The sequence below is a fragment of the Flavobacterium sp. UBA7682 genome, from assembly GCF_002482945.1.
Lineage (GTDB): Bacteria > Bacteroidota > Bacteroidia > Flavobacteriales > Flavobacteriaceae > Flavobacterium.
This window is the reverse complement of record NZ_DLGY01000026.1, coordinates 224,440-250,897: the sequence shown is the minus strand read 5'-3', so window position 1 is coordinate 250,897 and position 26,458 is coordinate 224,440. Positions and strand designations below refer to the sequence as shown.

The window sequence follows — 26,458 nt, the reverse complement described above, 5'->3', positions numbered from 1 at the left end:
TTTAAAACTATTTTTATTTTGCTTCCTCAATACTTCCGCCAGCTATCACTTTTTGATTGATTTGCTTTGGTTTACCGTAAATAGTGATATCACCACCGGCACGAACTTTAGCTTCCACTAAATCAGTAGCATAAACATTTGCATTTCCTCCAGCATTCGCTGTTATAGTTGTTTGCTTAGTTTTAAAATTTTGAGCGTCATAAATACCACCCGAATTCACTAAAACATCTTGATTATCAGCTTTTCCTTCTAAATTAATAGTAGATCCATTGGCTACTCTAACATTCAATTTTCCAACATCTAAAGTTAATCTGAGAATAGAGCCTTCTTTAGCATTAATTTCAAAAGCAGTGGATTCAATTTTGTCGCCACATGCAATTCTTGACCCTTCATTTGCCTCTACTGCGGTAAGATTATTGAAATAAACTGTTACAGAAATATTATCTCCGGCAAGTAATTTAGTTAAAGGCATTCTAATCTTTAATTCTCCGTTTTTATTAACTAATTCTACTTCGTTTGCTTCTTTACCATCAATAACAACTTTGTTTTCACTACTTTTTATCAGATAAACATCAATTTGATCGAAAGAAGTCACCTTGGTAAAATCACCAACATTTTTTTCAACTTGTCCGAAAGCTATCGAACTGAATACTAATAAACTATAAACTAAATTTTTCATATTTTAAATTTTTACTGAACACTAATAACTGAACATTGACTATTTATTCGTTTCTTCTGATAAAATGAAAATCCAATTGCTTTTTCACTAAATCAGCATTTTTTACTTTAACATAAACTTCATCTCCAAGTTGCAAAATACTATTGGTGGCTTGACCAACCAAAGCATATTGCTTCTCATCAAAAGTATAATAATCCTCTTTTATTTCACGAATTCTCACCATACCTTCACATTTGTTTTCGATGATTTCTACATAAATTCCCCATTCGGTAACACCTGAAATAACCCCTAAAAATTCTTGGTCTTTGTGGTCTTGCATGTATTTAACTTGCATGTATTTAACAGAATCTCTTTCAGCTTGCGCTGCTAAACCTTCCATATCACTGGAATGTGCGCATTTTTCTTCGTATTCTTCTTGACTGACACTTTTTCCACCATCAAGATAAAACTGCAACAAACGATGTGCCATTACATCCGGATAACGTCGAATTGGTGACGTAAAATGACTGTAAAAATCAAAAGCTAATCCGTAATGTCCAATATTTTCAGTAGAATATTTGGCTTTACTCATACTTCGAATGGTCAAAGTATCTACTAAATTTTGTTCTTTTTTCCCATTGACTTCCATCAACAAATTATTCAACGATTTTGAAATGTCTTGTTTGGATTTCATATTAATTGAATACCCAAATTTAGCAATCACTGTTTGAAGGTTAATCAACTTGTCTTCGTTTGGTTCATCGTGAATTCTATAAATAAAAGTTTTCTTTTGTTTCCCAATAAATTCGGCTACTTTTCGGTTTGCCAACAACATAAATTCTTCAATTAAATGATTGGCATCTTTCGAAATTTTAAAGAACACACCAACCGGTTCTGATTCTTCATTTAAATTGAATTTTACTTCTACTTTATCAAACGAAATCGCTCCATCAGCCATTCTTTTTTTACGAAGAATTTTGGCTAAATCTTGCATCTTTAATGTTGCTTCGACGATTTCCTTTGGTGCTTTATATTCTTTTCCGGTAAGAGAAATTTCCGCCGGAATTACATCCGATTTTGTCTCAATAATTTGTTGTGCTTCTTCGTAAGCAAAACGTTGGTCTGAGTAAATCACGGTTCTTCCAAACCAAGAATCTAAAACTTCCGCTTTGTTGTTCAATTGAAAAATAGCCGAGAACGTATATTTTTCTTCATTTGGTCGAAGTGAACAAGCAAAATTTGATAAAACCTCAGGCAACATTGGTACAACTCTATCTACTAAATAAACTGATGTAGCTCTTCTATAAGCTTCATCATCGAGTATTGTCCCTTCTTTCAAATAATGCGAAACATCGGCAATGTGAACACCAATTTCATAATTTCCATTCTCTAAAACTTGGAATGATAAAGCATCATCAAAATCTTTCGCATCTTTTGGATCAATAGTGAAAGTCAACACTTTTCGCATGTCTCGACGCTTGGCAATTTCTTCTTCTGTAATGGAAGTATCTAACTTATTAGCAAAAGCATCTACTTCTATCGGGAAATCATACGGTAAACCATATTCTGCTAAAATCGCATGAATTTCGGTATTGTGTTCGCCTGGTTTCCCTAAAACTTTAATCACGGAACCAAAAGGCGAATCCGCTTTCGCCGGCCAATCTTCTAATCTGACTAAAACTACATCTCCGTGTTCGGCTTCACCTAATTTATTTTTTGGAATAAAAATATCAGTGTACATTTTAGCATTCGCTGTAGTTACAAAGCCGAAATTCTTTTGAATATCAACCACACCAACGAATTCTTCTTTGGCTCTTTCTAAAATTTCTAAAACTTCTGCTTCCGGTTTTCTGGAACTTCTTCGGTCGTAAACATAAGCTTTTACTTTATCACCATCCAAAGCGTGATTTAAGTTGACAAAAGGAACAAAAACATCATGTTCTAATTCATCTGAAACAAAATAACCGGCTTTTCTACTGGTCATGTCAATAGTTCCTTCGTAATATTTTTGGCTGGTAGCTTTGACTAAATACTTTCCGGGTTCGGATTCTATAATCAATTTTTGAGCGGCTAACACTTTTAAATCTTTGATAATTTCGTTTCTACTTTTGGTATCATCCAACTCAAGTATAGTGGCTATTTGTTTATAATTGAATGGTTTATTGGCATTCTTTGATAATATTTTAAAAATCTTCTCGGAAAATGTTTTGGTTGTCTTCCCGAATTTTTTTGGTTTCTTACTCATTGTATCAGTTCTATTAATGCTGAAAATTACGAAATAGTAATTAGTAAATAGTAATTAACGATTAGTTTTAATTAAAAAATAACAATTTGTATCTTTATAAAAACTCAAAAAGATGACCGAATTTATCACGATTGCTACTTTTAATTTCGCTCATGAAGTTATGGTTTTAAAAACCATTTTAGAAAGAGAAAACATTCCGTATTTATTCCAAAATGAAAACCTTATTTCTATTGATCCATTTGCGAGTTTGGCTTATGGCGGAATCCAATTAAAGATTCATCCTAATGATATTGAAACCGTTCAAAAGATTTTAAATGACTTAAATAACAATTTAAAAATCGTTTAAAACTTCAAAGTTGTCAACATATATTAAATACAACAAAAAGATTTTTAAAATTATTTAAAATTTATGATGGTTATTATAGTGTGTTAATAGTCGCAATAACTTTTTGGTAATCGTAGGGTTTTAAAAGTTATAGAAACTTATACAGAGAAATTAACAATGTTATGTAATTGTAAAGTTCTTTAAATGAGTAAAATTTTGATTCTTATCAACAGTTGTTAACATGTAAAAAAACAAGTAAATTTTTAATAAGTTTAATAGTTGATTTATGTTGAAAACCTGCTTTTTTATGCTGATAAGTAATCTAAAAAAAGATCAAACTAAATTTGATTTTCTCGTTTGCATTTTGGATTAGAAAAAAAAGGCATACAACCTCAAAAAACTTCTAATTTTCTATCCAAAGTTGTTAACAATTCATGTTAATTTAAAGTTAACTGATTGTCAAGGATTTACAAAACACTATCAACATTCTAAAATTTTAACATTTGTTTTAAAATTTACGCAATGATTTTCAAAGAGTTATAGAAAAATCTCAGTTGGTTCAAAATCTTAAGTTTTTAAAATCAAGTAGTTACCTTAAAGTAGAAATAGAAGCGATAGTTTACGTAAATTTGTATCCTTAACTACATATATAACACCATGAAAATCTCCATCGGAAACGATCACGCAGGACCGGATTATAAAAAAGCCATTGTCTCTTTTTTGGAACAAAAAGGCTATCAAATATTTAACCACGGAACAGATACTTTTGACAGTGTGGATTATCCTGATTTTGGTCATCCGGTTGCGGTTGATGTAGAAACCAAGAGAGCCGATTTTGGTATCGTAATTTGTGGTTCCGGAAACGGAATTGCGATGTCTGCTAACAAACACCAAGGCATTAGAGCAGCAGTTTGTTGGACTAAAGAAATTGCCGCTTTAGCTCGTCAACACAATGACGCTAACATTTTAAGCATTCCTGCAAGATTTACTTCGGTTCAACAAGCCGTTGAAATGGTGGATACTTTTTTAAATACAGCTTTCGAAGGCGGAAGACATGCCTCCAGAGTGAATAAAATCGCTTGTCAATAATAATGAGCGAAGTTCACATCCACAAACATGAAGTAAAGGGTAAAAACTTAGTCCTTTCCATTATCCTGAATCTGATTATTACCATTGCGCAAGTGATTGGCGGTATCATTTCAGGAAGTTTGGCACTGATTTCAGATGCTTTACATAACTTTTCAGACGTGCTTTCGTTGATTTTTAGTTTGATTGCACACAAATTATCCAGAAGAAAAGCATCTATAAACAATACTTTTGGTTACAAAAGAGCCGAATTGATTGCCGCTTTTGTCAACGCTTCAACCTTAGTAATTGTCGCGTTTATTCTGATTTATGGTGCAATTGGAAGATTTGTTAATCCACAACCCATCGAATCCGGAATGGTAATTTGGTTAGCCTTACTCGGTATTATTGTCAATGGTCTTTCCGTAATTTTTCTCCGTAAAGATGCCGAACACAATATCAACATGAAATCAGCCTATTTGCATTTGCTTACCGATATGATGGCTTCAGTGGCTGTTTTGGTTGGTGGTTTGTTGATGAAATTTTACGGTTGGTTTTGGGTTGATAGCGTAATGACCATTGCCATAGCGATTTATTTGATTGTGGTTGGAGTCAAATTATTAATTACTTCTACAAAAATGTTGATGCTTTTTACACCAGATTTTATTGATATTAAAGAATTGGTTCGAGAAGTACATAAGGTTCCGGGCGTGAATAAATTGCACCACATCCACGTTTGGCATCTCAACGATGAAGAATTACATCTCGAAGCGCATTTAGATTGTTCAGATGATATTAAAATGAGTGAATTCAATGAGTTACTGCATGAAGTAGAACAGGTTTTATTTCTTAAATTTAACATCAATCATATCAACATCCAACCTGAATTCAAAAAAGAAGATCCAAAAGATTTCATCGTTCAGGATTAAAAATTTTTCAACATGATTACGGTTGACCAAAACCTTATCCAAAAAATTTTCAAAAAACGTTTGCCCGATTCACACAAAGGCAGTCACGGTCATGCTTTGATTATTGCCGGAAGTAAAGACAAAATGGGCGCTGCAATTATTGCTGCAAAAGCATGTTTAAGAGCCGGAGTTGGTTTGCTGACGGTCAACATTCCTAAGAAAGAAAAATGGGTTATTTTCAACTCAATACCGGAAGCGATGATTGAATTTAGAGAAGACAATAACGATTGGGAAAAGTACAATGCTATCGCTATCGGACCGGGTTTTGGAACCGACAAACAAGCTAAAAGAAAAGTAGAATTTGTAATTGAAACGATCAAATTACCTGTTGTTTTTGATGCTGATGCGCTCAACATTTTAGCCAAAAACCAACAATTATTAGCTACACTTCCAGCAAAATCAATTGTAACACCGCATGTCAAAGAATTCGATAGATTGTTTGGTATTCATTTCTCAGTCGAAAAAAGACAACAAAAAGCCATAGAGAAAGCAGCTGAACTAAACTGTATATTTGTCTTAAAAGGACACAAAACTTTCATTACCGATGGAAACCAAAGTTTTCAAAATTCCACAGGAAACTCAGGCTTAGCTAAAGGCGGTTCAGGCGATGCTTTAACCGGTATCATAACCGCATTTGTAGCCCAAGGTTATGAACCGATAAACTCCGCTATTCTTGGTGTTTACCTTCACGGATTGGCTGCTGATATTACCTTAGAAACCCAAAGCGAAGAAAGCATGTTAATTACTGATGTGATTGAAAATCTTGGGAAAGCATTCCAAAAGATAAACTATAAAAAAGGCTGATTAGCTGTGAATTGCTTTCCAAAATAGAACAAAGCTGACTACAATAAAAAGGAAAATAGGTATTCCGGCTAAGAGATTTAAATTTCGTTTAAGTCGCAAGGTCTTTTTGTGAAAAAAATAACTTTCCACCAATAAAAAAAAAAGACCAAAAAAACAAACCCGTGTAAATACTCAAAGCATAGGCTAAGTAAAACTCCTCAAAATCAAGGAAGAAAACGATACTTCCCAAACAAAGTATAATCAACAATAGAATCCTCAGGAAAAAATATTTTATCATTGCATGAGATTTGCTCAAATATACAAAAATGACCAACATACAATTTATTCAAAACCATGTTACGGCTTCGCCAAAAAGCATTGAAGCAACTTTAAAATTATTATCCGAAGATTGCACAATCCCTTTTATTTCACGCTATCGAAAAGACCAAACCGGAAATTTGGACGAAGTGGTGATTGAAAACATTGCCAAGCTAATAAAGCAATACGACGAAATCGTAAAACGAAAAGACAGTGTTTTAAAATCGATTGAAGAACAAGGACAATTGACTTCGGAACTGAAAAGTAAAATTGAAAACAGTTTCGATTTACAAGAGATTGAAGATTTGTATTTACCCTATAAAAAGAAGAAAAAAACCCGTGCCGATATCGCGCGTGAAAACGGTTTGGAACCGTTGGCCAAAATTATCATGGCGCAAAATTCAGACGATATTGAGTTCATTGCCTCCAAATATTTGAATGCTAAAGTTCCGAATGAAGACGATGCGTTACAAGGCGCGCGCGACATTACCGCCGAATGGATAAACGAAAATATCTACATTCGGAAAAATCTGCGTCGTTTGTTCCAAAGAAAAGCCATTGTGGAAACGAAGGTCGTAAAAACCAAAAAAGACGACGAAGCCGCTCAAAAATTCTCCCAGTATTTCGAATGGGCCGAACCGATTTCTAAAGCGCCATCGCATAGGTTATTAGCGATGTTGCGCGCCGAAGCCGAAGGTTTTGTCAAATTAAATGTTGAAATAGAGAAAGAAGAAGCTATCGAATTTATCGAAAACAATACGATAAAAAACAATCGCGAAACCGCAGACCAATTGCGTTTAGCCATTAAAGACAGCTACAAAAGATTATTAGAACCGGCGATTTCCAATGAAACATTACAGGAAGCCAAAGCCAAAGCGGATGCCAAAGCAATAGAAGTTTTTGCCGGGAATTTAGGCCAACTTTTATTAGCACCACCATTAGGAGAAAAACGAATTTTAGCCATTGATCCGGGATTTAGAAGTGGTTGCAAAATTGTTTGTTTGGATGAAAAAGGCGATTTATTATACAACGAAACCATCTATCCGCATCAACCGCAAAACGAAACCGCAATGGCGATGAAAAAAATCAAATCGATGGTCAATGCTTATAATATTGAAGCGATTTCCATTGGAAACGGAACGGCAAGCAGAGAGACCGAATTCTTTATCAAAAAGATTGCTTTTGATAAACCGGTTCAAGTTTTTGTGGTTTCGGAAGCCGGAGCATCGGTGTATTCCGCCAGTAAAATTGCCCGAGAGGAATTCCCCAATTATGATGTGACTGTTCGTGGCTCTGTTTCCATCGGAAGAAGACTTTCAGATCCTTTGGCAGAATTGGTGAAAATTGATGCAAAATCGATAGGAGTAGGGCAATACCAACATGACGTGGACCAAACCAAACTCAAAGAAGAATTAGATACTGTAGTCGTTCGTTGCGTGAATTCGGTTGGGATTAATATCAACACAGCGAGTAAATCATTGCTGAGTTATGTCTCAGGAATTGGAGAAAAAATGGCTGAAAATATCGTCGCTTTCCGAAGTGAAAACGGTCCGTTTGAAGACAGAAAGCAATTGAAAAAAGTACCGCGTTTGGGCGACAAAGCTTACCAACAAGCTGCAGCCTTTATCCGAATCAAAGATGGAAAAAATCCTTTAGACAATTCAGCCGTACATCCTGAAGCGTATCCAATTGTGGAAAAAATGGCGAAAGACTTAGGCTTAAAAACGGCAGAATTAATTGGGAAAAAAGATAAAATCAGTTTGATAAAACCCGAAAGTTATATTACGTCAGAGATTGGAATTTTAGGCGTCAAAGACATTTTAAAAGAACTCGAAAAACCGGGATTAGATCCAAGAAAAGCAGCGAAAGTTTTCGAATTTGACGCCAATGTCAAAACCATTAAAGATGTTCGTTCCGGAATGATTTTACCGGGAATCGTCAATAATATTACCGCTTTTGGTTGTTTTGTAGATATCGGAATAAAAGAAAGCGGCTTGGTTCACATTTCCCAACTCGGCAGCAGGTTTGTTTCCGATGTGAATGAAGTAGTTAAGCTGCACCAACATGTGCAGGTAAAAGTTGTTGAAGTTGACGAAGAGCGTAAACGAATTCAGTTGACGATGGTTTTCTAAAAAATAAAAATCCCTAATTTCAACCTATTGAAATTAGGGATTTTTATTTTTGATCCAGAAGTTTCGGGATGATGAAGTTACTATTTAGTAGTTTCTTCTTTTCTTGCTACTGGTACATCATCTTTAGCTGCGTTTTTAAATTCTTTCACGCCACTACCCAAACCTTTCATTAGTTCCGGAATTTTTTTACCTCCAAAAAGTAATAAAACAACGGCCAAAATCAACATCATTTGAGGGAATTCAATTGTGCCAAGAAATATGGTTAGAAAATTCATCTTATTATTAATTATAGTTTATTCTTTTGTTTCGTCTTTAGTTTCCGCTTCTTTTTTTACGGGAGCAGCATCGTCTTTAGCCGCATTTTTAAATTCTTTCACGCCGCTACCTAAACCTTTCATCAATTCCGGAATTTTTTTACCACCAAAAAGCAATAAAACAACGGCCAAAATTAATAGAATTTGAGGCATTCCAAATTCTCCTAAAAATATCATTAAAAAGTTCATGATTAGTGTAATTAGATTAAATATTAGGCAAATGTAGAAAATAAATCAATAGGAGAGATTCTTTTAATCCTAAAGAACGTTAAACTTTATAAAATAGGAAGCAGATATTATTTTCTATATTTGTGGTATAATCAACAACTATGTCGGGAAAACGGCTTAAACGCAAAATCATAAAGAAAAAATTATTCACGAAAAACCGTTTGGTTATCTTGAATGAAGAAACATTTGAAGAAGTATTTTCTTTGCGTTTGACGTTGATGAATGTGTTTGTGGTTGCCAGTATTGGTGCGTTATTGATTATTTTTATTACTACTTACATTATCGCATTTACGCCTTTGCGAGAGTATATTCCGGGTTATGCCTCCACCAAATTGAAAAGAGACGCGACAGAGTTAGCTTTGAAATCAGATTCGTTAAGCAACGCTTTAAAGAAAAATGAAGCTTATATCGCTTCTATCAAGAAAGTTTTAACCGGAGATTTGGATTATGCCAAATTCAGTAAAGATTCGATAACCGCAACTAATCTCGAACCTGTTTCTGAGGAAGATTTACAACCCACAGAAGCCGATTTAAAACTAAGAGAGCAAGTTGCCAGAGAAGACAAGTACAATCTTTTTGAAAAGGCTAAGCCAAAAGTAAGCGTCGTGTTTTTTTCTCCTGCCAAAGGTATGATTACCGAGAAATTTAACCCTAAAGAAAAGCATTATGCCGTTGATGTGGCTTTAGCCAAAAATACACCGATAAAAACCATTTTAGGAGGAACCGTAATTTTTGCTGATTGGACACCAACCACCGGAAACGTGATTATTATAAGACACAATAACGGATTTATTTCCGCCTATAAACACGCCGCTTCTTTAACCAAAAGTCAAGGTGACGCTGTCAGAACCGGTGAAGTCATTGCACTAGCGGGTTCAACCGGAAACGAATCAACCGGTGTGCATTTGCATTTTGAATTATGGAAAGACGGTTACCCAATTGATCCAACTATTTTTATAGCATTCGAATAAGATGTCCATCAAATCAATAGCCGCTAAATTATTAGCCAAAAACATTCACAAAAAAACCAAAGCTTGGGCATCAAAACCTGTTGAAACCCAACAAAAAGTGTTGAATGATTTAATCGGTCAAGCCAAATTTACTCAGTTTGGCAACGACCATGATTTTGCCAATATCAAAAACTTTGAAGACTTTGCGGCTAAAGTTCCGATTCGGGATTATGAAGCATTGCGACCTTATATTGATAAAGTAGTAAAAGGCGATGAAAACATATTGTGGAAAGGCAAACCCATTTATTTTGCCAAAACTTCGGGAACGACTTCCGGGGCAAAATATATTCCGCTGACGGCAGCATCCATGCCGTTTCATATCGAAGCAGCACGAAACGCCATCCTAAGTTATATCCATGAAACCGGCAAAGCAGATTTTGTTGATGGTAAAATGATTTTCCTGCAAGGCAGTCCGATTCTGGAAGAAAAAAACGGAATCAAACTCGGAAGACTTTCCGGAATTGTAGCGCATTTTGTTCCGAAATATTTACAAAAAAATCGCATGCCAAGTTGGGAAACCAATTGCATCGAAGATTGGGAAACCAAAGTCAATGCAATTGTAGAAGAAACGCTTAACGAAAACATGACGGTCATTTCGGGTATTCCTTCTTGGGTGCAAATGTATTTTGAAAAACTACAACAAAAAGCCAATCAATCCGTTGGTGAAATATTCAAAAACTTCAACTTGTTTATTTACGGCGGCGTAAATTATGAACCTTATCGCGCCAAATTTGAAAATTTAATTGGTCGAAAAGTCGATTCTATTGAATTATTTCCGGCTTCAGAAGGTTTTTTTGCTTACCAAGATTCGCAGAAAGAAAAAGGTATGTTGCTATTGCTGAATTCGGGAATTTTTTACGAATTTGTAAAAGCCGACGAATTTTATACAGAAAAGCCTAAAAGACACACCATAGGCGAAGTCGAATTAGGCGTCAATTATGTTTTAATCATTTCCACTAATGCCGGACTTTGGGCTTATAACATTGGCGACACCATTCAATTCACAAGTTTAAAACCTTATCGCGTAATCGTTTCAGGAAGGATTAAACATTATATTTCGGCTTTTGGCGAACATGTCATCGGCAAAGAAGTGGAAAGCGCTTTACAAGAAGCAATGGAAGGAACAAACGTTCGTATTAATGAATTTACGGTTGCACCACAAATTACACCAAAAGAAGGATTACCATATCATGAATGGTTTATCGAATTTGATCCCGAAGCTTCGGGAGAACCTGAAAACCTGGAAGATTTTGCCTTAAGAATTGACAAGGCTATGCGCAAACAAAATACGTATTATGATGATTTGATTGTAGGGAATGTGTTGCGAACACTAGTGATTTCAAAAGTGGACAAAAACGGCTTCCAAGATTATATGAAATCTATCGGGAAACTCGGCGGACAAAACAAATTGCCTCGATTGGCCAATGATAGAAAGATTGCGGATTTTTTTAGCAGAAAATAGAAGAAAGATGCAAGAAAAAAGATGGTTGTGTTTGTTGATTTTTATTGGTTTTTCTTCTTTTGCCCAAATCAAGGGCATTGTTCTTGATGAAAACGACAAACCAATTCCGTATGTCAATATTTGGGTTGAAAATGAAAATATCGGAACAACGGCAGAAGAAGACGGTACTTTTTCATTACTATTAGAAGAAACAAAAAACATCGTTTTTTCGGCCTTAGGCTTTGAAACTAAAATTATTTTATCCACAAATCTCACTGTAGTCGTATTGCATTCAAAAGCTTTAGAACTTAATGAAGTTGTTGTTGAAAGAAAAAAAGGGACAAGTGAAATAGTGATTGGGGATTTTTCGGGGATAAAATTAAATTCGGGCGTTACCAATACCGGACAAGAGAATGTTCACGTTTGGGCAAAATTTATAAAATCTAATGAAAAAATAAAAGAACATCCTTTTATTAAGTCAATCGAATTTGTTACCGATTCAAGACTAAAAAATGCTTTATTGAGAATTAGGATTTTCAAGGTGAATAATGAAGGATTCCCCAAGGAAGATGAGGTAGAAGAAGACATTTTGGTATCCATAAAAAAAGGGAAGAACAATAATATCGTAGATTTAACAAAACACAACATTAAAATTCCCGAGGAAGGAATAATAGTAGGTTTTGAATATCTAAAATTAGAACAAAACAAATATGAGTATAGTTATACAGTAAAAGGGGAAAAAGGAAGTCAAAAAGGATATGCTTATGAACCATCTATCAAAGGTTTTTTTCCGGGAAGTGAATCACTTTTACTACTCAACCGTGACGGAAGTCCTCGTTTAACAAGATATGGAAACGTAGAAATTGCCTTAAAAATGAAACTCACAAACTAAATGAAATTATTCTTCGCTTTATTTTCTTTTTTGTCACTTTCCGCTCAAACCACGCAAGGCATAGTCCAACGGAACGAAGTTAAAGGCTTTGTAATCGATGAAAACAACCAACCGATTCCGTATGTGAATATTTGGGTTGAAAATGAAAACATTGGAACAACTTCTGATGACAAGGGATTTTTTACCATCAATACTTCTGAGGATAAGATACTTGTTTTTTCTTCCGTTGGCTTTGAGGTTAAAAAGACTACAATACAAAATGATGGAAAAGTTATTTTAAAAGAAGCTATTTATAAGTTGGATGAAGTGCTAATATCCAAAAGAAAACAGGAGAAAGAAATTGAAATCGGCGATGCCCAAAGAATACACCACAGACAATTATCCGGAGATAAGCCTTGGATTTACGGTAAATTATTTGAACAGGATACTATTTATAAAAAAACGCCGTTTATAAAGAAGATTGTATTTTATTCAGATAGTGATAAAAAAGGCGCCAAACTTAAAATCAGAATTTTCGAATTCAACGATTCTATACCCGGAAATGACTTAATAGAGGAAGACCTGATTGTAACGGTTAATAAAGGAATGAAGCGAAATGTAATTGATGTTTCTAAATACAATCTGTTATTTCCTGAAAAAGGAATCGTTATTGGCTTAGAATGGATGATTATACAAGAAAACAGGGCTGATTTTGAATACAAAGATCCTAAAACTAAAAAATTGGTAAAACAGGAAGATTACGCTCCATCATTGGTTGTCAATTATTCTGTCAAAGAGAATGCTTTTACCTATTCTAAAGGGAAATGGCATAGAAGCAAAGTATTCCTTACCGAAAAGAAAAGCAAGGAACCTTGGTACAATAAAATAATGATGCCCGCTATAAATTTGATATTGACGAATTGATGAAAACAACATTACTATTATTTTTATTTCCCTTGTTATTATTCGCTCAAACCAACCGAGGTATAGCCGAACGAAATGAAGTTAAAGGTGTTGTAAAAGACAGTCTTTCCGGTCAACCGATTTCATTTGTCAATATTTGGGTCGAAAATGAAAATGTCGCTACAACTTCTGAAGAAGACGGCACTTTTTCCATCAGTGTCGCTGCCGAAAAGAATCTTATTTTTTCTGCTTTAGGTTATGAGAAGAAAACCATTAAAGCTTCTCAAGCCACAGAAGTTTTTTTAAATTCCAAAGCATTCGATTTGGATGAAGTAGTCATTTCCAATAGTATTGATACCAAAAGAACTGTCATTGGTCAAACAGAAAATACTATCGCGCAAGCTTTTGACAACGGACCCAGAATTGACGTCAAATATTTTCCGTACAGTCAGGCTTATAAAAAAACAAGATACATCAAAAAAGTGACACTTTCTACCGATAGCAGGATTGAAGACGCTACGATTAGAATTCGATTTTATAGTGTTGACGCTAATGGTTTTCCCGGTGAAGAAATGCTCAAAAAGGATTTAATTGTTTCGGTTAAAAACGGAACTAAGAATAACAAAATTGACTTGTCCGATTATAATTTGGTCATGCCTAAAAATGGTCTTTTTGTTGGTTTTGAAAAGTTGATGATTGAAAAAAACAAGAAAGAAAAAACCATTACCGACCAGAATACTAAAACCATAAAGATTCTAAAAACCTATTATCCATTTATCCTTTATAACTATGTAGAAAGAGATGCGTTGTATACTTTTTCGGGAGGAAAATGGAACAAACAAGTTAAAGAGACCAACGGAATAGCGGAAAAAGTCAAAGGTTATGAACCGGCAATCAACCTAATTCTAACCAACTAAACGACAAAAACCCTATATTTGCAGGTTAGAAAACAAAATTTAATGAAGGAAATTAAGAACATTTCGCGCTCCAGAGCGCAAGAATCGTCGGCAGCTATCGAACGATTGTACATCACCATGAGACATTTATTTAACAGAGGTTTCTATAAACCTATGGGTGTTTCAGGAGAAACTTTAAGAGAGGCATTATTGTCTCTAAGACCGGAAATTTATGGCAGTATTGCTGAAGAAAAAGTAGAACTCAACGGTTTGCTTTATGTAATTGAAAGACTCCCGGTTGGTATTGAAGAATGTCGTTTTATCAACTTAACTTCTGACGAAGGCTATTCTAAATCGCATTTTCAGGCGATAGTTCCACCCAAAAGAAGAAGAAATTGTTACCGTATAGATGAAGAACAAATGAACGTGGAAATCACGCGCGGCCGTTCAGATATCTATGATATTTTAACGCATTTGACTTTTATTTTTATCGAATCGCATAAAATTAAAGACCGTGTAATGTTAGATGAGGCCAATGTAGAACTTACCCGCGATTGGCAAAAATTGGAGCAAGCAGTTTTACAAAACAAAAAGTTCACCCAATCGGAAAAAGAAGTCGCAATTTCGCATGCGGCCAATGTTTTAGGCAGAAGTTTTTCGGAAGTGTTAGATATTTATGACTCTTTTGGCACTAAAGAAAAGCCGGATAGATTTTTACATGTCATTTATTGGTTAGGAAAATTAGCCATCGAAGAAATTGTTGACAACAACAAAAGAACCATCACGTTCAGTCCGATTTTGAGAGAAAGATTAGGACATCATATCCACGGAGAAATTTGGGCCACGACTATCAAAGAAACCTTGAAATCCAATAATTTATTGGAAAGACCGATTCATATTATTAGTGCTAATATGCACAGTGTGATGAATTCGCTTTTTGCCACAACGGTTTTGAAAACCAAATTCAAAGACAAATCGGATTTCTTTATTTATGAGGAATTGAGTAAATCGGGTGCTGATCCGGTTAGAAATAAGGTAGAAGAATTTGCTGTAAAACACGGTATGATTTCTTTGCCGGACCAATCAGGAACCAATATAGATGTTCAGATTTTTGATACCGCCAAAGTGGATTGGGCCAAATCAAGTTTCCCAAAAGCGGTAATTGGAAAAGAAAGTCCGGTGCTAATCGTAATGGATTATGCTTTTGGCGAGCAAGCTTTTGAAACGATAGATGAATTATTGAAACCTTACAAAGACGGAAAGAATAAAACGTTTCTCAATGTAGAATCGGTTTCCATTATGGGAAAAGCCGGCATTTTGCAAGGCGGAAAAGGCGACATCATGATTCCTTCGGCACATATCAACGAAGGAACAGCCGATAATTATCCTTTCGAGAATGAATTGACCGCAGAAATGTTTGAAGGCAATGGCATTCCGGTGTTTTCCGGGCCAATGGTAACCGTTTTAGGAACATCACTTCAGAATAAGGATTTATTAAAATTCTTCCATGAGTCGACATGGGAAGTAATTGGTCTTGAAATGGAAGGTTCTTACTATCAAAAAGCGATTCAATCGGCTTCAAAAATCAGAAAAAGTATCCATCCCAATGTAAAAGTTCGTTATGCTTATTACGCTTCGGATAACCCATTGGAAACAGGAAGTACTTTAGCGTCCGGTGGATTGGGAACAACTGGCGTAAAGCCAACGTATTTAATTACCATCAAAATATTAGAACAAATCTTTAACGTAAAATAATAATTTTTTATGAGCGCAACACCTCAAAATAATGCTGACAATCAGGAAATAGACTTATCTCAGATTTCTAAGAAAATTGGATCTTTTTTTGAAAATATTTCTACTCAAATTTTCAAAGTGTTTTTATTTTTCAAAAGAAATATAATTTGGACCGGTATACTTTTTATTCTAGGTGCGGTATTAGGATATTATATGGATAAAACAACCAAATTATATGATAATCAGATGATTGTTTGTCCTAATTTCGGCTCAACAGATTATTTATACGCTAAAATAGATTTGATTAATTCTAAAATAGAAGAAGGCGACACCATTTTTTTGAAGGAGAAAGTTGGAATAAAAGAACCTAAAAAATTTAGAAGCATTACAGTAAAGCCGATACTTGATATTTATAAATTTATCGAAGACAAAGAAAGAAATTTTGAGGTCTTAAAACTCATGTCAGAAGATGGCGACATAAAAAAAATCATCAATGAAAACTTGACCAGTAAAAATTATCCTTACCATTTGATTACCTACAGGACGCTCAATCAAACTACGGATGAAAAAACTTTACAACCAATATTGAAATTTTTAAACGATTCAGATTATTACACTATTATTCAACAGCAGTTTGTTGAAAATGTTAAAATAAAGATGGTTGAAAATGATTCTATTATTTCTCAAATTAACAACATATTAAACACTTTTTCAACAACCTCTAATAGCCAACAGAAAAGTGATAAATTAGTGTACTACAACGAAAATTCACAATTGGCGGATGTTTTAAAAACCAAAAATGAATTGGTTTATGAACAAGGGATGCGCCGATTGGACTTAATTAATCTGAGTAAAATCATCAAGGAAAATAGCATTACCTTAAACATCAGAAACAAAGAAAAAACAACTGGCAAAATGAAATTTATTTTGCCTATTTTACTAGTTTCATTATTTGTTTTTGTGAGTTTACTGTTGGCCTATTATAAGCATCAAATGGCTAAATTGAACAATTAATTTATGAAATAGCAATAGCTTAATTGTAAAACAAAAACGATAAAAGGCTATTACATTTGACCAATTAAAACAATAATAAAGACAAATGAAAGGAATAATATTAGCAGGAGGTTCCGGAACAAGACTGCATCCATTAACATTGGCTGTGAGTAAGCAATTGATGCCTATTTATGACAAGCCGATGATATATTATCCGTTGTCAACATTGATGTGGTCAGGGATTCGGGAAATATTGATTATTTCAACACCTCATGACTTACCGCTTTTCAGACAACTTTTAGGTGATGGTTCTAGTTTAGGCTGTCGATTTGAATATGCTGTACAAGAAAATCCAAATGGTTTGGCAGAAGCTTTTATCATTGGTAAAGAATTTATTGGAAACGATAAAGTAGCTTTAGTATTGGGTGATAATATTTTTTACGGCACGGGACTTTCTGATTTGCTTTTGGCCAATAATGATCCTGATGGCGGCATTATCTATGCTTATCACGTTCATGATCCGGAACGTTATGGCGTGGTTGATTTTGATGCTAATGGCAAAGTCTTGTCTATTGAAGAAAAGCCTGAGCAACCTAAATCCAATTTTGCGGTTCCCGGAATCTATTTTTATGACAATGATGTAGTTGAAATTGCTGCCAATATAAAACCAAGTCCTCGAGGAGAATTAGAAATCACAGACATCAACAAGGAATACCTTAATAGAGGAAAACTCAAAGTAAGTATACTCGATAGAGGAACAGCTTGGTTAGATACCGGAACGTTCAATTCGCTAATGCAAGCTAGCCAGTTTGTTCAAGTTATCGAGGAGAGACAAGGATTAAAAATTGGAGCCATCGAAGAAGCCGCCTATAAAATGGGCTTTATCAATGAGGAACAATTAAAAAAATTAGCCCAACCGTTATTAAAAAGTGGTTATGGTAATCACTTATTAAGCTTGATTTAAATGAATTTTATCCCAACAAAACTAGAAGGATGTTTTATTATTGAACCTAAAATTATCCTCGATGAAAGAGGCTATTTTATGGAAAGTTTCAACGAAAAAACTTTTCAAAATGGCGTTAACCAAAAGGTTCATTTTGTTCAAGACAATCAGTCCTATTCTTCCAAAGGTGTTTTACGCGGATTACATTATCAAACCGGAGAACACACTCAGGCTAAACTTGTAAGAGTATTACAAGGAGAAGTATTAGACGTAGCGGTTGACATTCGCCCTTATTCACCAACATTCGGACAATACGAAGCAGTGGTTTTATCGGGAGACAATCAGCGACAGTTTTTTGTGCCAAGAGGTTTTGCTCATGGATTTTTAGTGCTGAGCAATACGGCTACATTTTTTTACAAATGTGATAATTTCTATAATAAAGAAAGTGAAGGCGGCATCATTTACAATGACAAAACCATCAATATTGATTGGAATTTTCCTCTGGAAAAGCTTATAGTTTCAGAAAAAGATAAAGTACAACCCACCATAGAAAACGCCAAAAAAGCATGGTAGTTTTAGTCACAGGAAGTGCAGGACAATTGGGTCAAAGTTTGCAATTTATTGCGCCAAACTATCCTGATATTCAGTTTGTATTTTGTGCTTCCACGGAGTTAGACATAGCCAATTTAGAGAATTGCAAAGAAGTTTTTAGCAAATACCAACCTGATTATTGCATTAACGCTGCGGCTTACACAGCAGTTGACAAAGCAGAAAGCGAACCCGAGAAAGCCCATTTAATTAATACAATTGGCGCTAAAAACTTGGCTGAGGTTTGTAAAAAAGGCAACGTTAATTTACTTCATATTTCCACCGATTTTGTTTTTGACGGAGAAAAAACTATTCCATATACAGAAGAAGATTTGCCGAATCCAACCGGAGTTTATGGGCAGACTAAACTTGATGGAGAAAAAGCGATTCAGGCAGTTTTTGGTAATTATTTTATAATTCGAACGTCTTGGGTTTATTCTCAGTTTGGAAACAATTTCATGAAAACGATGTTGCGTTTGGCTTCAGAAAGAGATTCTCTTTCTGTAGTGAATGACCAAATTGGAACACCAACCAATGCGGTTGATTTAGCCAATGTTTTGGTTCAAATTATTTTAACCAACAACCAACAACCAACAACCGACAAGTTCGGTATTTACAATTTTAGCAATGAAGGCCAATGCAGTTGGTATGATTTTGCTAAAAAAATATTTGAAATCAATCAGATAAATATAAATTTACAACCCATTCCAACTTCGAGTTTTCCGACGCCGGCAAAAAGACCAAGTTTTAGTGTTTTAGATAAATCAAAAATTAAGGAAGCATTTAGTTTGGAAATTAAAAATTGGGAAAAAAGTATTGAAAAACAACCTTAAATAATTATTTATGAAGTTTTTGGTAGGCTATACTGGTTTTGTAGGATCTAATCTTAGTTCTCAAACACATTTTGATAAACAATTTAATTCCAAAAACATTCAGGAAGCATTCGGATTAAATCCGGATGTTTTGGTTTATTCGGGAGTGAGAGCCGAGAAATTTTTAGCCAATAAAGAACCCGAAAAAGATTTTGCAATCATTGAAGAAGCTATCAATAATATTAAAAAAATAAATCCTAAAAAGATAATTCTAATTTCTACAGTTGATGTTTATCCTTCGGCAGTAAACGTAAATGAAGAAACTATTATTGATGAAGAAACGCTGCAACCATATGGGAAGAACAGATTGTATCTTGAACAGTGGATAGAAAATAATTTTGAAGATTATTTGATTTTAAGATTACCTGCTTTGTTTGGTTTGAACATCAAAAAGAATTTTATTTATGATGTAATCCATATTATTCCGGCAATGCTAAATGAAGCGCTTTACCAAAAATACAGTAACCATCATTGGATAGTTTCTAATTATACTTTACAAGATAATGGTTTCTATAAGTTGAATGCTGTATCAAAAGAACAGCGTGAAATCTTAAAATTCAATTTTCTTTCTATAGGATTTTCGGCTTTAAATTTTACCGACAGCCGTGGAATTTTTCAGTTCTACAATCTTAAAAATCTTTGGAAACATATTGAAATTGCTACCGATAATCACTTTAAAAAACTGAATTTAGCCACAGAACCATTGGGCGTTAAGGAGATATATGAAGCGGTTTTCCACAAAGAATTTGTCAATGAGTTGGGCGCAACATTTCCGCACTATGATTTCCAAACGGTTTATGCAAAATACTTCGACAACAATGAAGATTATATCGAAAATAAAACAATTGTATTGCAAGAAATTATTGAATTCCTAAAGGAAAATAAAAATTGAAATTAGCCATATCTAACATAGCGTGGTCAGCAGAAAGCGATGAATCAATGTATACTTTTTTAAAGTCTGTAGATTTTGAAGGATTAGAAATTGCGCCAACGAGGATATTTCCTGAAAAAGCGTATGATCAATTGGAGGAAGCCCAATTATTTAAACAGCAAATACTAAGTAATTACAGCTTAGAAATTCCGTCTATGCAAGCTATTTGTTTTGGCAGAAGCGAAGCCATTTTCGGAACAGAAGAAGAGCGAAGTAGTATCATGGAATATATAAAAAAAGCTATCGATTTTGCAGCAGTATTAGAGTGCAAAAACTTGGTTTTTGGTTCGCCCAAAAACAGAATTATTGGCAAAGGCCAAGAAACGATAGCCTTTTCTTTTTTTGAGGAATTAGGAATTTATGCCGCTTCAAAAGATACTGTTCTTGCCATGGAACCGAATCCGGAAATTTATGGAACCAATTTCCTGAATACAACAACCGAAGCTATCAATTTTGTAAAAGAAATCAAAAGCACAGGATTGAAAGTCAATGTTGATTTAGGCACTATAATTTACAACACTGAAACACTTGATACGATTGCCGATAATATTGATTTGATTAATCATATTCACATCAGTGAACCTAATTTGGAACCAATTACAGAAAGAGCTATACACGTCGAGTTGTATGGCTTATTAAAAGAGTATAAATATGGTAATTTTGTTTCCATTGAGATGAAAAATGCCAACGATATTTCAGTAGTTAAGAACACCATTCATTACATAAAAGATGTATTCAAAAGAAAATAAAAATATTTCAGGAGTTCCAGACTATATTTCTACTGAGTTTCATGAAAAAAAAACTAAGTATTGTCTTTGTATTCCTATAATTAATGAGGCTGAAAGAATTCATTTGCAGTTGGAACGCGCAAAAAAAAGTGGCGTTGACCAATTAGTTGACATCATCATTTGTGACGGAGATTCTAAAGACGGTTCAACCGAATTGTCCAAAATGGAAGCTTTGGGCGTAAACACGTTATTGGTAAAAAAAGGATTTGGCAAGCAAGGCGCACAACTAAGAATGGGCTTTTGGTTTGCTTTAGAAAGAGGTTATGAGGGCGTTTTAACCATTGACGGAAATAATAAAGACAGTATAGAATCAGTGTCATTATTTATTGAAAAATTGGAACAAGGTTATGATTTTATTCAAGGATCAAGATATGTCAAAGGCGGAAAAGCGATCAATACACCGTTAATCAGAAGTTTTGCAGTAAAGTTTATCCATTCTCCCATGATTTCGTTAACGGCAAAGCACAAGTTTACGGATTCCACTAATGCTTATAGAGCTTACTCTAAAAAATATTTAACACATCCTAAAGTGCAACTCTTCAGAGATATTTTTGTTACTTATGAATTGTTGGCTTTTTTATCGGTGCGAGCAACGCAAATCGGATTAAAAGTTGGCGAAGTTCCTGTAGAAAGGCGTTATCCTGAAAAAGGGAAAGTTCCAACGAAAATCAGTTTTTTTAAAGGAAATATGAATTTGATTAAAATTCTATTCAATAACTTAAAAGGAAAATACAACCCAAAATAAACAGCAAGATACTTTATAATTCAGCAGAAAATGAAAATAAAATTAAGTTTAAAAAATCTGATACAATTTCATCAAAACAACGCTAATCTGTCAAAAACCTTTATCGTTTTTAGTGGGTTTTTGGCGTTGGCTTTTGGCGCGCCGTTTTTAAATCTCCTTTTTGCTTTAAAACCCGAAATGACCTCTTTTAGTTCGCACATTATTTCAAATGTAGCTCTGAATGATTTGGACATTTCTAAGCGTGTGAATTACTATTATTATGGCTTGTTTTCGGTTTTATTTTTTGGATCTCTGTTTTATTATTTATTGTACCAATGGGTTGGCAAAACCTATCAAGCAAGCAATGAGAACGAATCAGACAAAGTAATCAAAGCACTTTTATCAGCTTCTTTAATAGGAATCGCTGTGGTTATTATCAGCTTTTTTATAGTTAAGGTTGACATCTCGATTTATTTTTTAGTTATTTTAGGATTCGTGTTGGTTTTAAACCTTAAAAGAAATCACAAACTTCTTGATTTTGATTTAGCAATTTGGCCAGTATTAATAGCGCTTCCTATTGCTCAGTACTTATTTATTTTCTTCAAAAAGCATAATTTATTTCAAATAACCCCTGAAAAATTTGTTTTCAAAAAGATACCAATTCCTTTAGATCCTGCGCTTTTGACGTTTGTCTTGTTATTGCTTATTACCGCATTAACAGCTTATTTTTTTAGAAATCAGATTTTTAAAAATGTGACCGAGAGCAATTTTTATAGTATCAAAAATGCTTTTTTGATTTCTTTTATTCCGGTATTATTAGTGCCGATAGTTTTTTCGATACTAATCGAAATTACTAATATTTTCAACATCAGATTTGATATTGTATTCAATAATCCGTTTCTTTTGTTCACGTTGTTGTTTGTTTTAGCCGGAGTAGTTTCTTTCGTTTTATTCAAGAAAAATAGTCAGAAAACCGAAGTCAATGTCTCAAAAACTGACATGATAGGAAAATATTATTATCCTTTGTTGTTCTTGGGATTTATGATGATAATAACTCAGCCTTGGAGAATGGCAAGTTCGGGTAATGAGTTTTTTGAAACTGCCAATCACGGATTAGCTATTGATCATTTTTTCAGATATGGCAGCATTCCGATAGTTGAAAATTATGATGCTCATATGCTAAGTATCCAACTCTTTGCGTACCTATTTAGTTTCCTGAATGGGTATGAACCTTGGTCGCCATTTCTTTATGGTCCCTATTTTTATGTAATAGAAATTTTTGTAGTTTATTTTATTTTCAAAAGAGTTTTAGGTTCTTATTACGCCTTTCTAATTCTATTGTCTTTGCCAATTATTACTGTGGTTTCCAATGAGTTTATTGTATCCGGATTGTTAGCGTTGTTTATTTTAAAGATAGTAAACAATAAATCAACCAAACAGTACTATTATTTTTGGGCGATTGCTTTTTTCCTTTGTTTGTATAAATTAGATATTGGTTTTGCGGCTATTTTGTCCGGAATCGGTACTTTTTTAATAGTCGATTATTATCAAAACCGAACACTAAATTTAAAGAAGTTAGCGTTAACCGGAGCAGTTTCGGTTGCTTCGCTTATGGGTCTTTTTGTGTTATTGTGTTTGATAAAAGGCATAAATCCTATAGCTCGTTTTGGAGAATTTCTATTGGCTAGCATGTCAAACCAAAACTGGGCAGTTGTAAAAATGGGCGATATGGATCATATCGTTTTTAGATTGTCATATTATGTACTCCCGATAATTACCATGATTAGTTTGGGATATGTTTTTTTTAAATTAATCTTTAGCGAGAAAATGTTGCTAATGCTGAAAACTAATAAAAAACAAATGAATGTCTTAATCTTCTTTTTGTTTTTTAGTTTGTTCTTTATTTTTAATGCGCCACGAGGAATCGTTAGACATAATTTCGAATATGGCAATATCATCAGAATTACCAGTACTATTCCGTTAGTGTTTTTAATGCTGACACTTTTGTTGAGTAAGTCGAATAAGTTATTGAAATTTTTAAGTGTATTTATTGTTTCTTATTTGTTAGTCAATGCCAATAACACAACTTTTAAAGACAAAAACAGTAGTTTCTTGAATCAAGAATTGGCTTCTTATTCTTTTCATGAAAAATTTTTAGAAGCCGAAAGATTTAACGGGACCAGAGTCAGACAATCCTCTGATCTTTCTGAAGTCAAAACGTTTAAAAATTTATTGGACGCAGTTTTAAAACCTAATGAAACCTATTTTGATTTTTCGTCTAAAAATTATTATCACGCTTTGGTTGGAAGAAAAAACCCATGCTATTTGAACCAAACGCCTTTGATGATTAACGGCGACAAAGGTCAGGATTTAACTATAGAGGAAATCAAAACTGCGCAAATTCCAATTGTTTTAATGCCGATTAAAAATGTCATTTGGTCCTCTATTGACGATGTATATGTTGATTATAAGTTCTATAGAATATCAGAGTATATTTACGCCAATTATACGCCTTTATATAAAATGGGCTCTTTTGACGTGTATGCCAGAAACGATAAAAAGAATCAGTATTCAAGTATTTTAACAGCAAAAGGATTTTTTAATAATAAAACCCAAATCGAAGATTTTAAGTTTTTATTAGCCGACAAAGTAACTAAAAGCAATTTGCAAATTACAACCGATCCTAAAGGTAAGGCAATAATCACAAGTACCGGAGCCAATGCTTTTTTCAGCGGTATGATCCAAAGCCTGAAATCAGACAATAAAATAAACGATGGTAACGGATTGCCAATTACTTTACGTTTTAACATTACTACAGTTGGTGCCGGAAATATAAAAATTTATTATAATCAAGAGCCAGGGGAAAGCTATTCGGAAGAAAGAATTAAAGAATTTCCCATAACAGAGGCAGGCACTTCAGATTTGAGTTTAGATTTTCCTAAAATGCCTTCAGAATTAATGGTTGCGATTAATATGCCTACGATTACAATAAATAATTTTTCTGCTAGTTCCGGTTCGTCAGGCACTGTTTCTAATCCGGAAAAAAAGGATTATTACTTATTAAATCTTCCTAGAATTTGGGCAGAATATGATGGGCAAACCCTTTTTGATATGGTAAAGCCGCTTGAGGAAAATGTAAATGAAACGACGATTTCGATGAACAAATCGGAGCTTAAGAATACTAGAAAACCTTACTATGTTTACCTTGAAGCTAATGCTAATTTTGATTTTGGTGCCAAAATAGAGCTAATGGACGGAAGAGGAAGCCTAGCGTCGTTCTATTTCAATATAATAAAAGGCAAACATCGTTATGCCATAAGAGTTAGCAGTAACTATTATTGGTGGAGTACTCGAAATTCAAAAATTACGTTCACGGCTGATCAACCGATAGAAGTTTTAAAATACGCCATTCTTTCAGATGACGGAAAAGAAATTCAAAATTATAAGGCAGGTGCTATGACCTTGAGTAATGTTAATGATGAAAACTGGAAAGGTGGTGTTGGATTGAAATATAACCTACTTTTGCTAGACTTTTCTCCTAATAAAGAAAAGCTGTTGGTGCCGGGATCCAAAATAAAATTTGCTGACGGAACATTTGCGACTATTGTTGGGCATAATGTAGCCGGGAATTATATTCAGGTAAGCGTAAAAGAAGATGTCAAGAATTTTGTGAACAGCGGTAGCTATCCAAATCCCATTAGAATTGTAAAATAAAGATTTTTAGTTAACTTCAAATTCTGATAAATTTAATAACAGGGTAAATGAGTAAAGAGCCAAAAAAAATAATTTGTTTGACACCGGTCTACAATGATTGGGAAAGCTTCACGATTTTGGCTACCAAAATAGCGGAAGTTGATGCTAATAATGAAAATTATTCTGTTCGCATAGTGGTTGTTAATGATGGTTCTAATGAAGAATTTGATGAGGCTGCTTTTTTAATGAAGGTTCCAATTGAAATCATTACGTTAAAAAGCAATGTAGGACATCAAAGAGCCATCGCCATAGGATTACAGTATATAAACGATGTCAAAACAGATTTTGATTTTGTTGTTGTTTTAGACAGCGATGGCGAAGATCGGCCGGAAGATATAGTTACTTTAGTTTCAAAATGTGAAGAACAGAACAGCAAGAATATTATTTTTGCCCAAAGAAAAAAAAGACAGGAATCGCTTTTTTTTATGATTGGTTATTTTTTCTACAAGTACATATTCCATTTGCTTACGGGTCAAAAAATTAATTTTGGTAACTTTAGTTGTATTCCTAAAAAACTTTTGAAAAGAATTACAGTTCAAGATAATCTTTGGAACCATTATTCGGGAAGTATTATCCAATCAAGAACGTCTTATGATGGTGTTTTTTTAGACAGAGGCAAAAGATATGCAGGTGAATCAAAAATGAATTTCAACAGTTTGGTTATTCACGGCTTGAGTTCTATTTCGGTTTATTTTGACTCTTTGTCAGTACGCATTTTAAAACTGTCTATTTATGGTATAATGGTTTGTTTTTTGGCAGTATTGATAGTTTTGTATAAGAAATTTGTCACCGATACGGCTATACCTGGTTGGGCATCTAATTTAATCTTTATAATTTTCAGCATTATCCTGCAACTGTCTTCAGTTACATTAATTATATTGTTAATGCAATTGAGTTCCAGAAAAAACATAAAAAGTCCCTCAATAAACATTTACAAAGACTTTATTGAGGAAATCAAAGAAATTAAACCATAAA

The 26,458-nt window shown here is 34.0% G+C and carries 24 protein-coding genes; 20 read left to right on the top strand and 4 right to left on the bottom strand.

Going from position 1 to position 26,458, the window contains the following annotated elements:
• Positions 1–13: 13 nt before the first annotated feature.
• A complete protein-coding gene (locus B3C16_RS07460) occupies positions 14–679 on the bottom strand; it encodes a head GIN domain-containing protein (RefSeq protein WP_121312186.1) in 666 nt (221 codons plus the stop codon).
• A 43-nt stretch (positions 680–722) separates the two neighbouring features.
• Complete coding sequence (gene rnr / locus B3C16_RS07455; RefSeq protein ID WP_291130419.1) at positions 723–2,903, bottom strand: ribonuclease R; 2,181 nt, start codon at positions 2,901–2,903, stop codon at positions 723–725.
• Between the two features lie 112 nt (positions 2,904–3,015).
• Between rnr and B3C16_RS07450 the strand changes: the two genes are divergently transcribed.
• The 5 genes from B3C16_RS07450 to B3C16_RS07430 all read left to right on the top strand — a co-directional run bounded on the left by B3C16_RS07450 (position 3,016) and on the right by B3C16_RS07430 (position 8,494).
• Entirely contained in the window at positions 3,016–3,249 is a 234-nt protein-coding gene (locus B3C16_RS07450; RefSeq protein ID WP_121312188.1) for a DUF2007 domain-containing protein, read from the top strand.
• A 636-nt stretch (positions 3,250–3,885) separates the two neighbouring features.
• Positions 3,886–4,317, top strand: a complete 432-nt coding sequence (gene rpiB, locus B3C16_RS07445) for a ribose 5-phosphate isomerase B (protein ID WP_121312189.1) — start codon at positions 3,886–3,888, stop codon at positions 4,315–4,317.
• 2 nt (positions 4,318–4,319) lie between these two features.
• A complete protein-coding gene (locus tag B3C16_RS07440; protein WP_291130415.1) occupies positions 4,320–5,222 on the top strand; it encodes a cation diffusion facilitator family transporter in 903 nt (300 codons plus the stop codon).
• A 12-nt stretch (positions 5,223–5,234) separates the two neighbouring features.
• Positions 5,235–6,065 (top strand): NAD(P)H-hydrate dehydratase, encoded by an 831-nt coding sequence (locus B3C16_RS07435; protein WP_121312191.1) that lies wholly within the window; start codon positions 5,235–5,237, stop codon positions 6,063–6,065.
• A 305-nt stretch (positions 6,066–6,370) separates the two neighbouring features.
• Positions 6,371–8,494 carry a Tex family protein gene (locus B3C16_RS07430; RefSeq protein ID WP_291130412.1) on the top strand — a complete coding sequence of 708 codons (2,124 nt, stop codon included), beginning with the start codon at positions 6,371–6,373 and terminating at the stop codon, positions 8,492–8,494.
• An 80-nt stretch (positions 8,495–8,574) separates the two neighbouring features.
• Here B3C16_RS07430 and B3C16_RS07425 read toward each other — a convergent pair whose 3' ends face one another.
• Together B3C16_RS07425 and B3C16_RS07420 are read right to left on the bottom strand one after the other, a co-directional pair.
• On the bottom strand, positions 8,575–8,769 hold the full coding sequence (locus B3C16_RS07425; protein ID WP_121314957.1) for a twin-arginine translocase TatA/TatE family subunit: 195 nt from the start codon (positions 8,767–8,769) through the stop codon (positions 8,575–8,577).
• 18 nt (positions 8,770–8,787) lie between these two features.
• The gene (locus B3C16_RS07420; protein WP_291130407.1) at positions 8,788–8,997 is read right to left on the bottom strand and encodes a Sec-independent protein translocase subunit TatA/TatB; all 210 of its coding nucleotides are present in this window, start codon (positions 8,995–8,997) and stop codon (positions 8,788–8,790) included.
• A gap of 140 nt (positions 8,998–9,137) precedes the next feature.
• On the opposite strand from B3C16_RS07420, the gene B3C16_RS07415 reads away from it, so the two are divergent.
• The 15 genes from B3C16_RS07415 to B3C16_RS07345 all read left to right on the top strand — a co-directional run bounded on the left by B3C16_RS07415 (position 9,138) and on the right by B3C16_RS07345 (position 26,457).
• Positions 9,138–10,007 carry a M23 family metallopeptidase gene (locus tag B3C16_RS07415; protein WP_291130404.1) on the top strand — a complete coding sequence of 290 codons (870 nt, stop codon included), beginning with the start codon at positions 9,138–9,140 and terminating at the stop codon, positions 10,005–10,007.
• A gap of 1 nt (position 10,008) precedes the next feature.
• Positions 10,009–11,508, top strand: a complete 1,500-nt coding sequence (locus B3C16_RS07410; protein ID WP_291130401.1) for a GH3 auxin-responsive promoter family protein — start codon at positions 10,009–10,011, stop codon at positions 11,506–11,508.
• A gap of 7 nt (positions 11,509–11,515) precedes the next feature.
• Positions 11,516–12,379 (top strand): carboxypeptidase-like regulatory domain-containing protein, encoded by an 864-nt coding sequence (locus B3C16_RS07405; RefSeq protein WP_158592544.1) that lies wholly within the window; start codon positions 11,516–11,518, stop codon positions 12,377–12,379.
• Entirely contained in the window at positions 12,380–13,282 is a 903-nt protein-coding gene (locus tag B3C16_RS07400; protein WP_291130398.1) for a carboxypeptidase-like regulatory domain-containing protein, read from the top strand. It abuts the gene before it with no gap.
• Positions 13,282–14,178 (top strand): carboxypeptidase-like regulatory domain-containing protein, encoded by an 897-nt coding sequence (locus B3C16_RS07395; RefSeq protein WP_291130396.1) that lies wholly within the window; start codon positions 13,282–13,284, stop codon positions 14,176–14,178. The genes B3C16_RS07400 and B3C16_RS07395 overlap by 1 nt, the downstream gene beginning before the upstream one ends.
• A gap of 42 nt (positions 14,179–14,220) precedes the next feature.
• Positions 14,221–15,912 carry a DUF6909 family protein gene (locus B3C16_RS07390; RefSeq protein ID WP_291130394.1) on the top strand — a complete coding sequence of 564 codons (1,692 nt, stop codon included), beginning with the start codon at positions 14,221–14,223 and terminating at the stop codon, positions 15,910–15,912.
• 9 nt (positions 15,913–15,921) lie between these two features.
• Positions 15,922–16,905 (top strand): hypothetical protein, encoded by a 984-nt coding sequence (locus B3C16_RS07385; protein ID WP_121312201.1) that lies wholly within the window; start codon positions 15,922–15,924, stop codon positions 16,903–16,905.
• 85 nt (positions 16,906–16,990) lie between these two features.
• Positions 16,991–17,848, top strand: coding sequence for a glucose-1-phosphate thymidylyltransferase RfbA (gene rfbA / locus B3C16_RS07380; protein WP_291130390.1), 858 nt, complete (start codon positions 16,991–16,993; stop codon positions 17,846–17,848).
• Positions 17,849–18,400, top strand: a complete 552-nt coding sequence (gene rfbC / locus B3C16_RS07375; RefSeq protein WP_121312203.1) for a dTDP-4-dehydrorhamnose 3,5-epimerase — start codon at positions 17,849–17,851, stop codon at positions 18,398–18,400.
• Positions 18,394–19,248 (top strand): dTDP-4-dehydrorhamnose reductase, encoded by an 855-nt coding sequence (gene rfbD, locus B3C16_RS07370; protein ID WP_121312204.1) that lies wholly within the window; start codon positions 18,394–18,396, stop codon positions 19,246–19,248. Before rfbC ends, rfbD begins: the two co-directional genes overlap by 7 nt.
• 10 nt (positions 19,249–19,258) lie before the next feature.
• Positions 19,259–20,179 (top strand): NAD-dependent epimerase/dehydratase family protein, encoded by a 921-nt coding sequence (locus B3C16_RS07365; protein WP_121312205.1) that lies wholly within the window; start codon positions 19,259–19,261, stop codon positions 20,177–20,179.
• On the top strand, positions 20,176–20,967 hold the full coding sequence (locus tag B3C16_RS07360; RefSeq protein ID WP_199717090.1) for a sugar phosphate isomerase/epimerase family protein: 792 nt from the start codon (positions 20,176–20,178) through the stop codon (positions 20,965–20,967). The genes B3C16_RS07365 and B3C16_RS07360 overlap by 4 nt, the downstream gene beginning before the upstream one ends.
• Positions 20,948–21,751 (top strand): glycosyltransferase family 2 protein, encoded by an 804-nt coding sequence (locus B3C16_RS07355; RefSeq protein WP_121312206.1) that lies wholly within the window; start codon positions 20,948–20,950, stop codon positions 21,749–21,751. The genes B3C16_RS07360 and B3C16_RS07355 overlap by 20 nt, the downstream gene beginning before the upstream one ends.
• Positions 21,752–21,781: 30 nt before the next feature.
• Positions 21,782–25,444, top strand: a complete 3,663-nt coding sequence (locus B3C16_RS07350; RefSeq protein WP_291130387.1) for a hypothetical protein — start codon at positions 21,782–21,784, stop codon at positions 25,442–25,444.
• A 47-nt stretch (positions 25,445–25,491) separates the two neighbouring features.
• Positions 25,492–26,457, top strand: a complete 966-nt coding sequence (locus tag B3C16_RS07345; RefSeq protein ID WP_121312208.1) for a glycosyltransferase — start codon at positions 25,492–25,494, stop codon at positions 26,455–26,457.
• Position 26,458 lies beyond the last annotated feature (1 nt).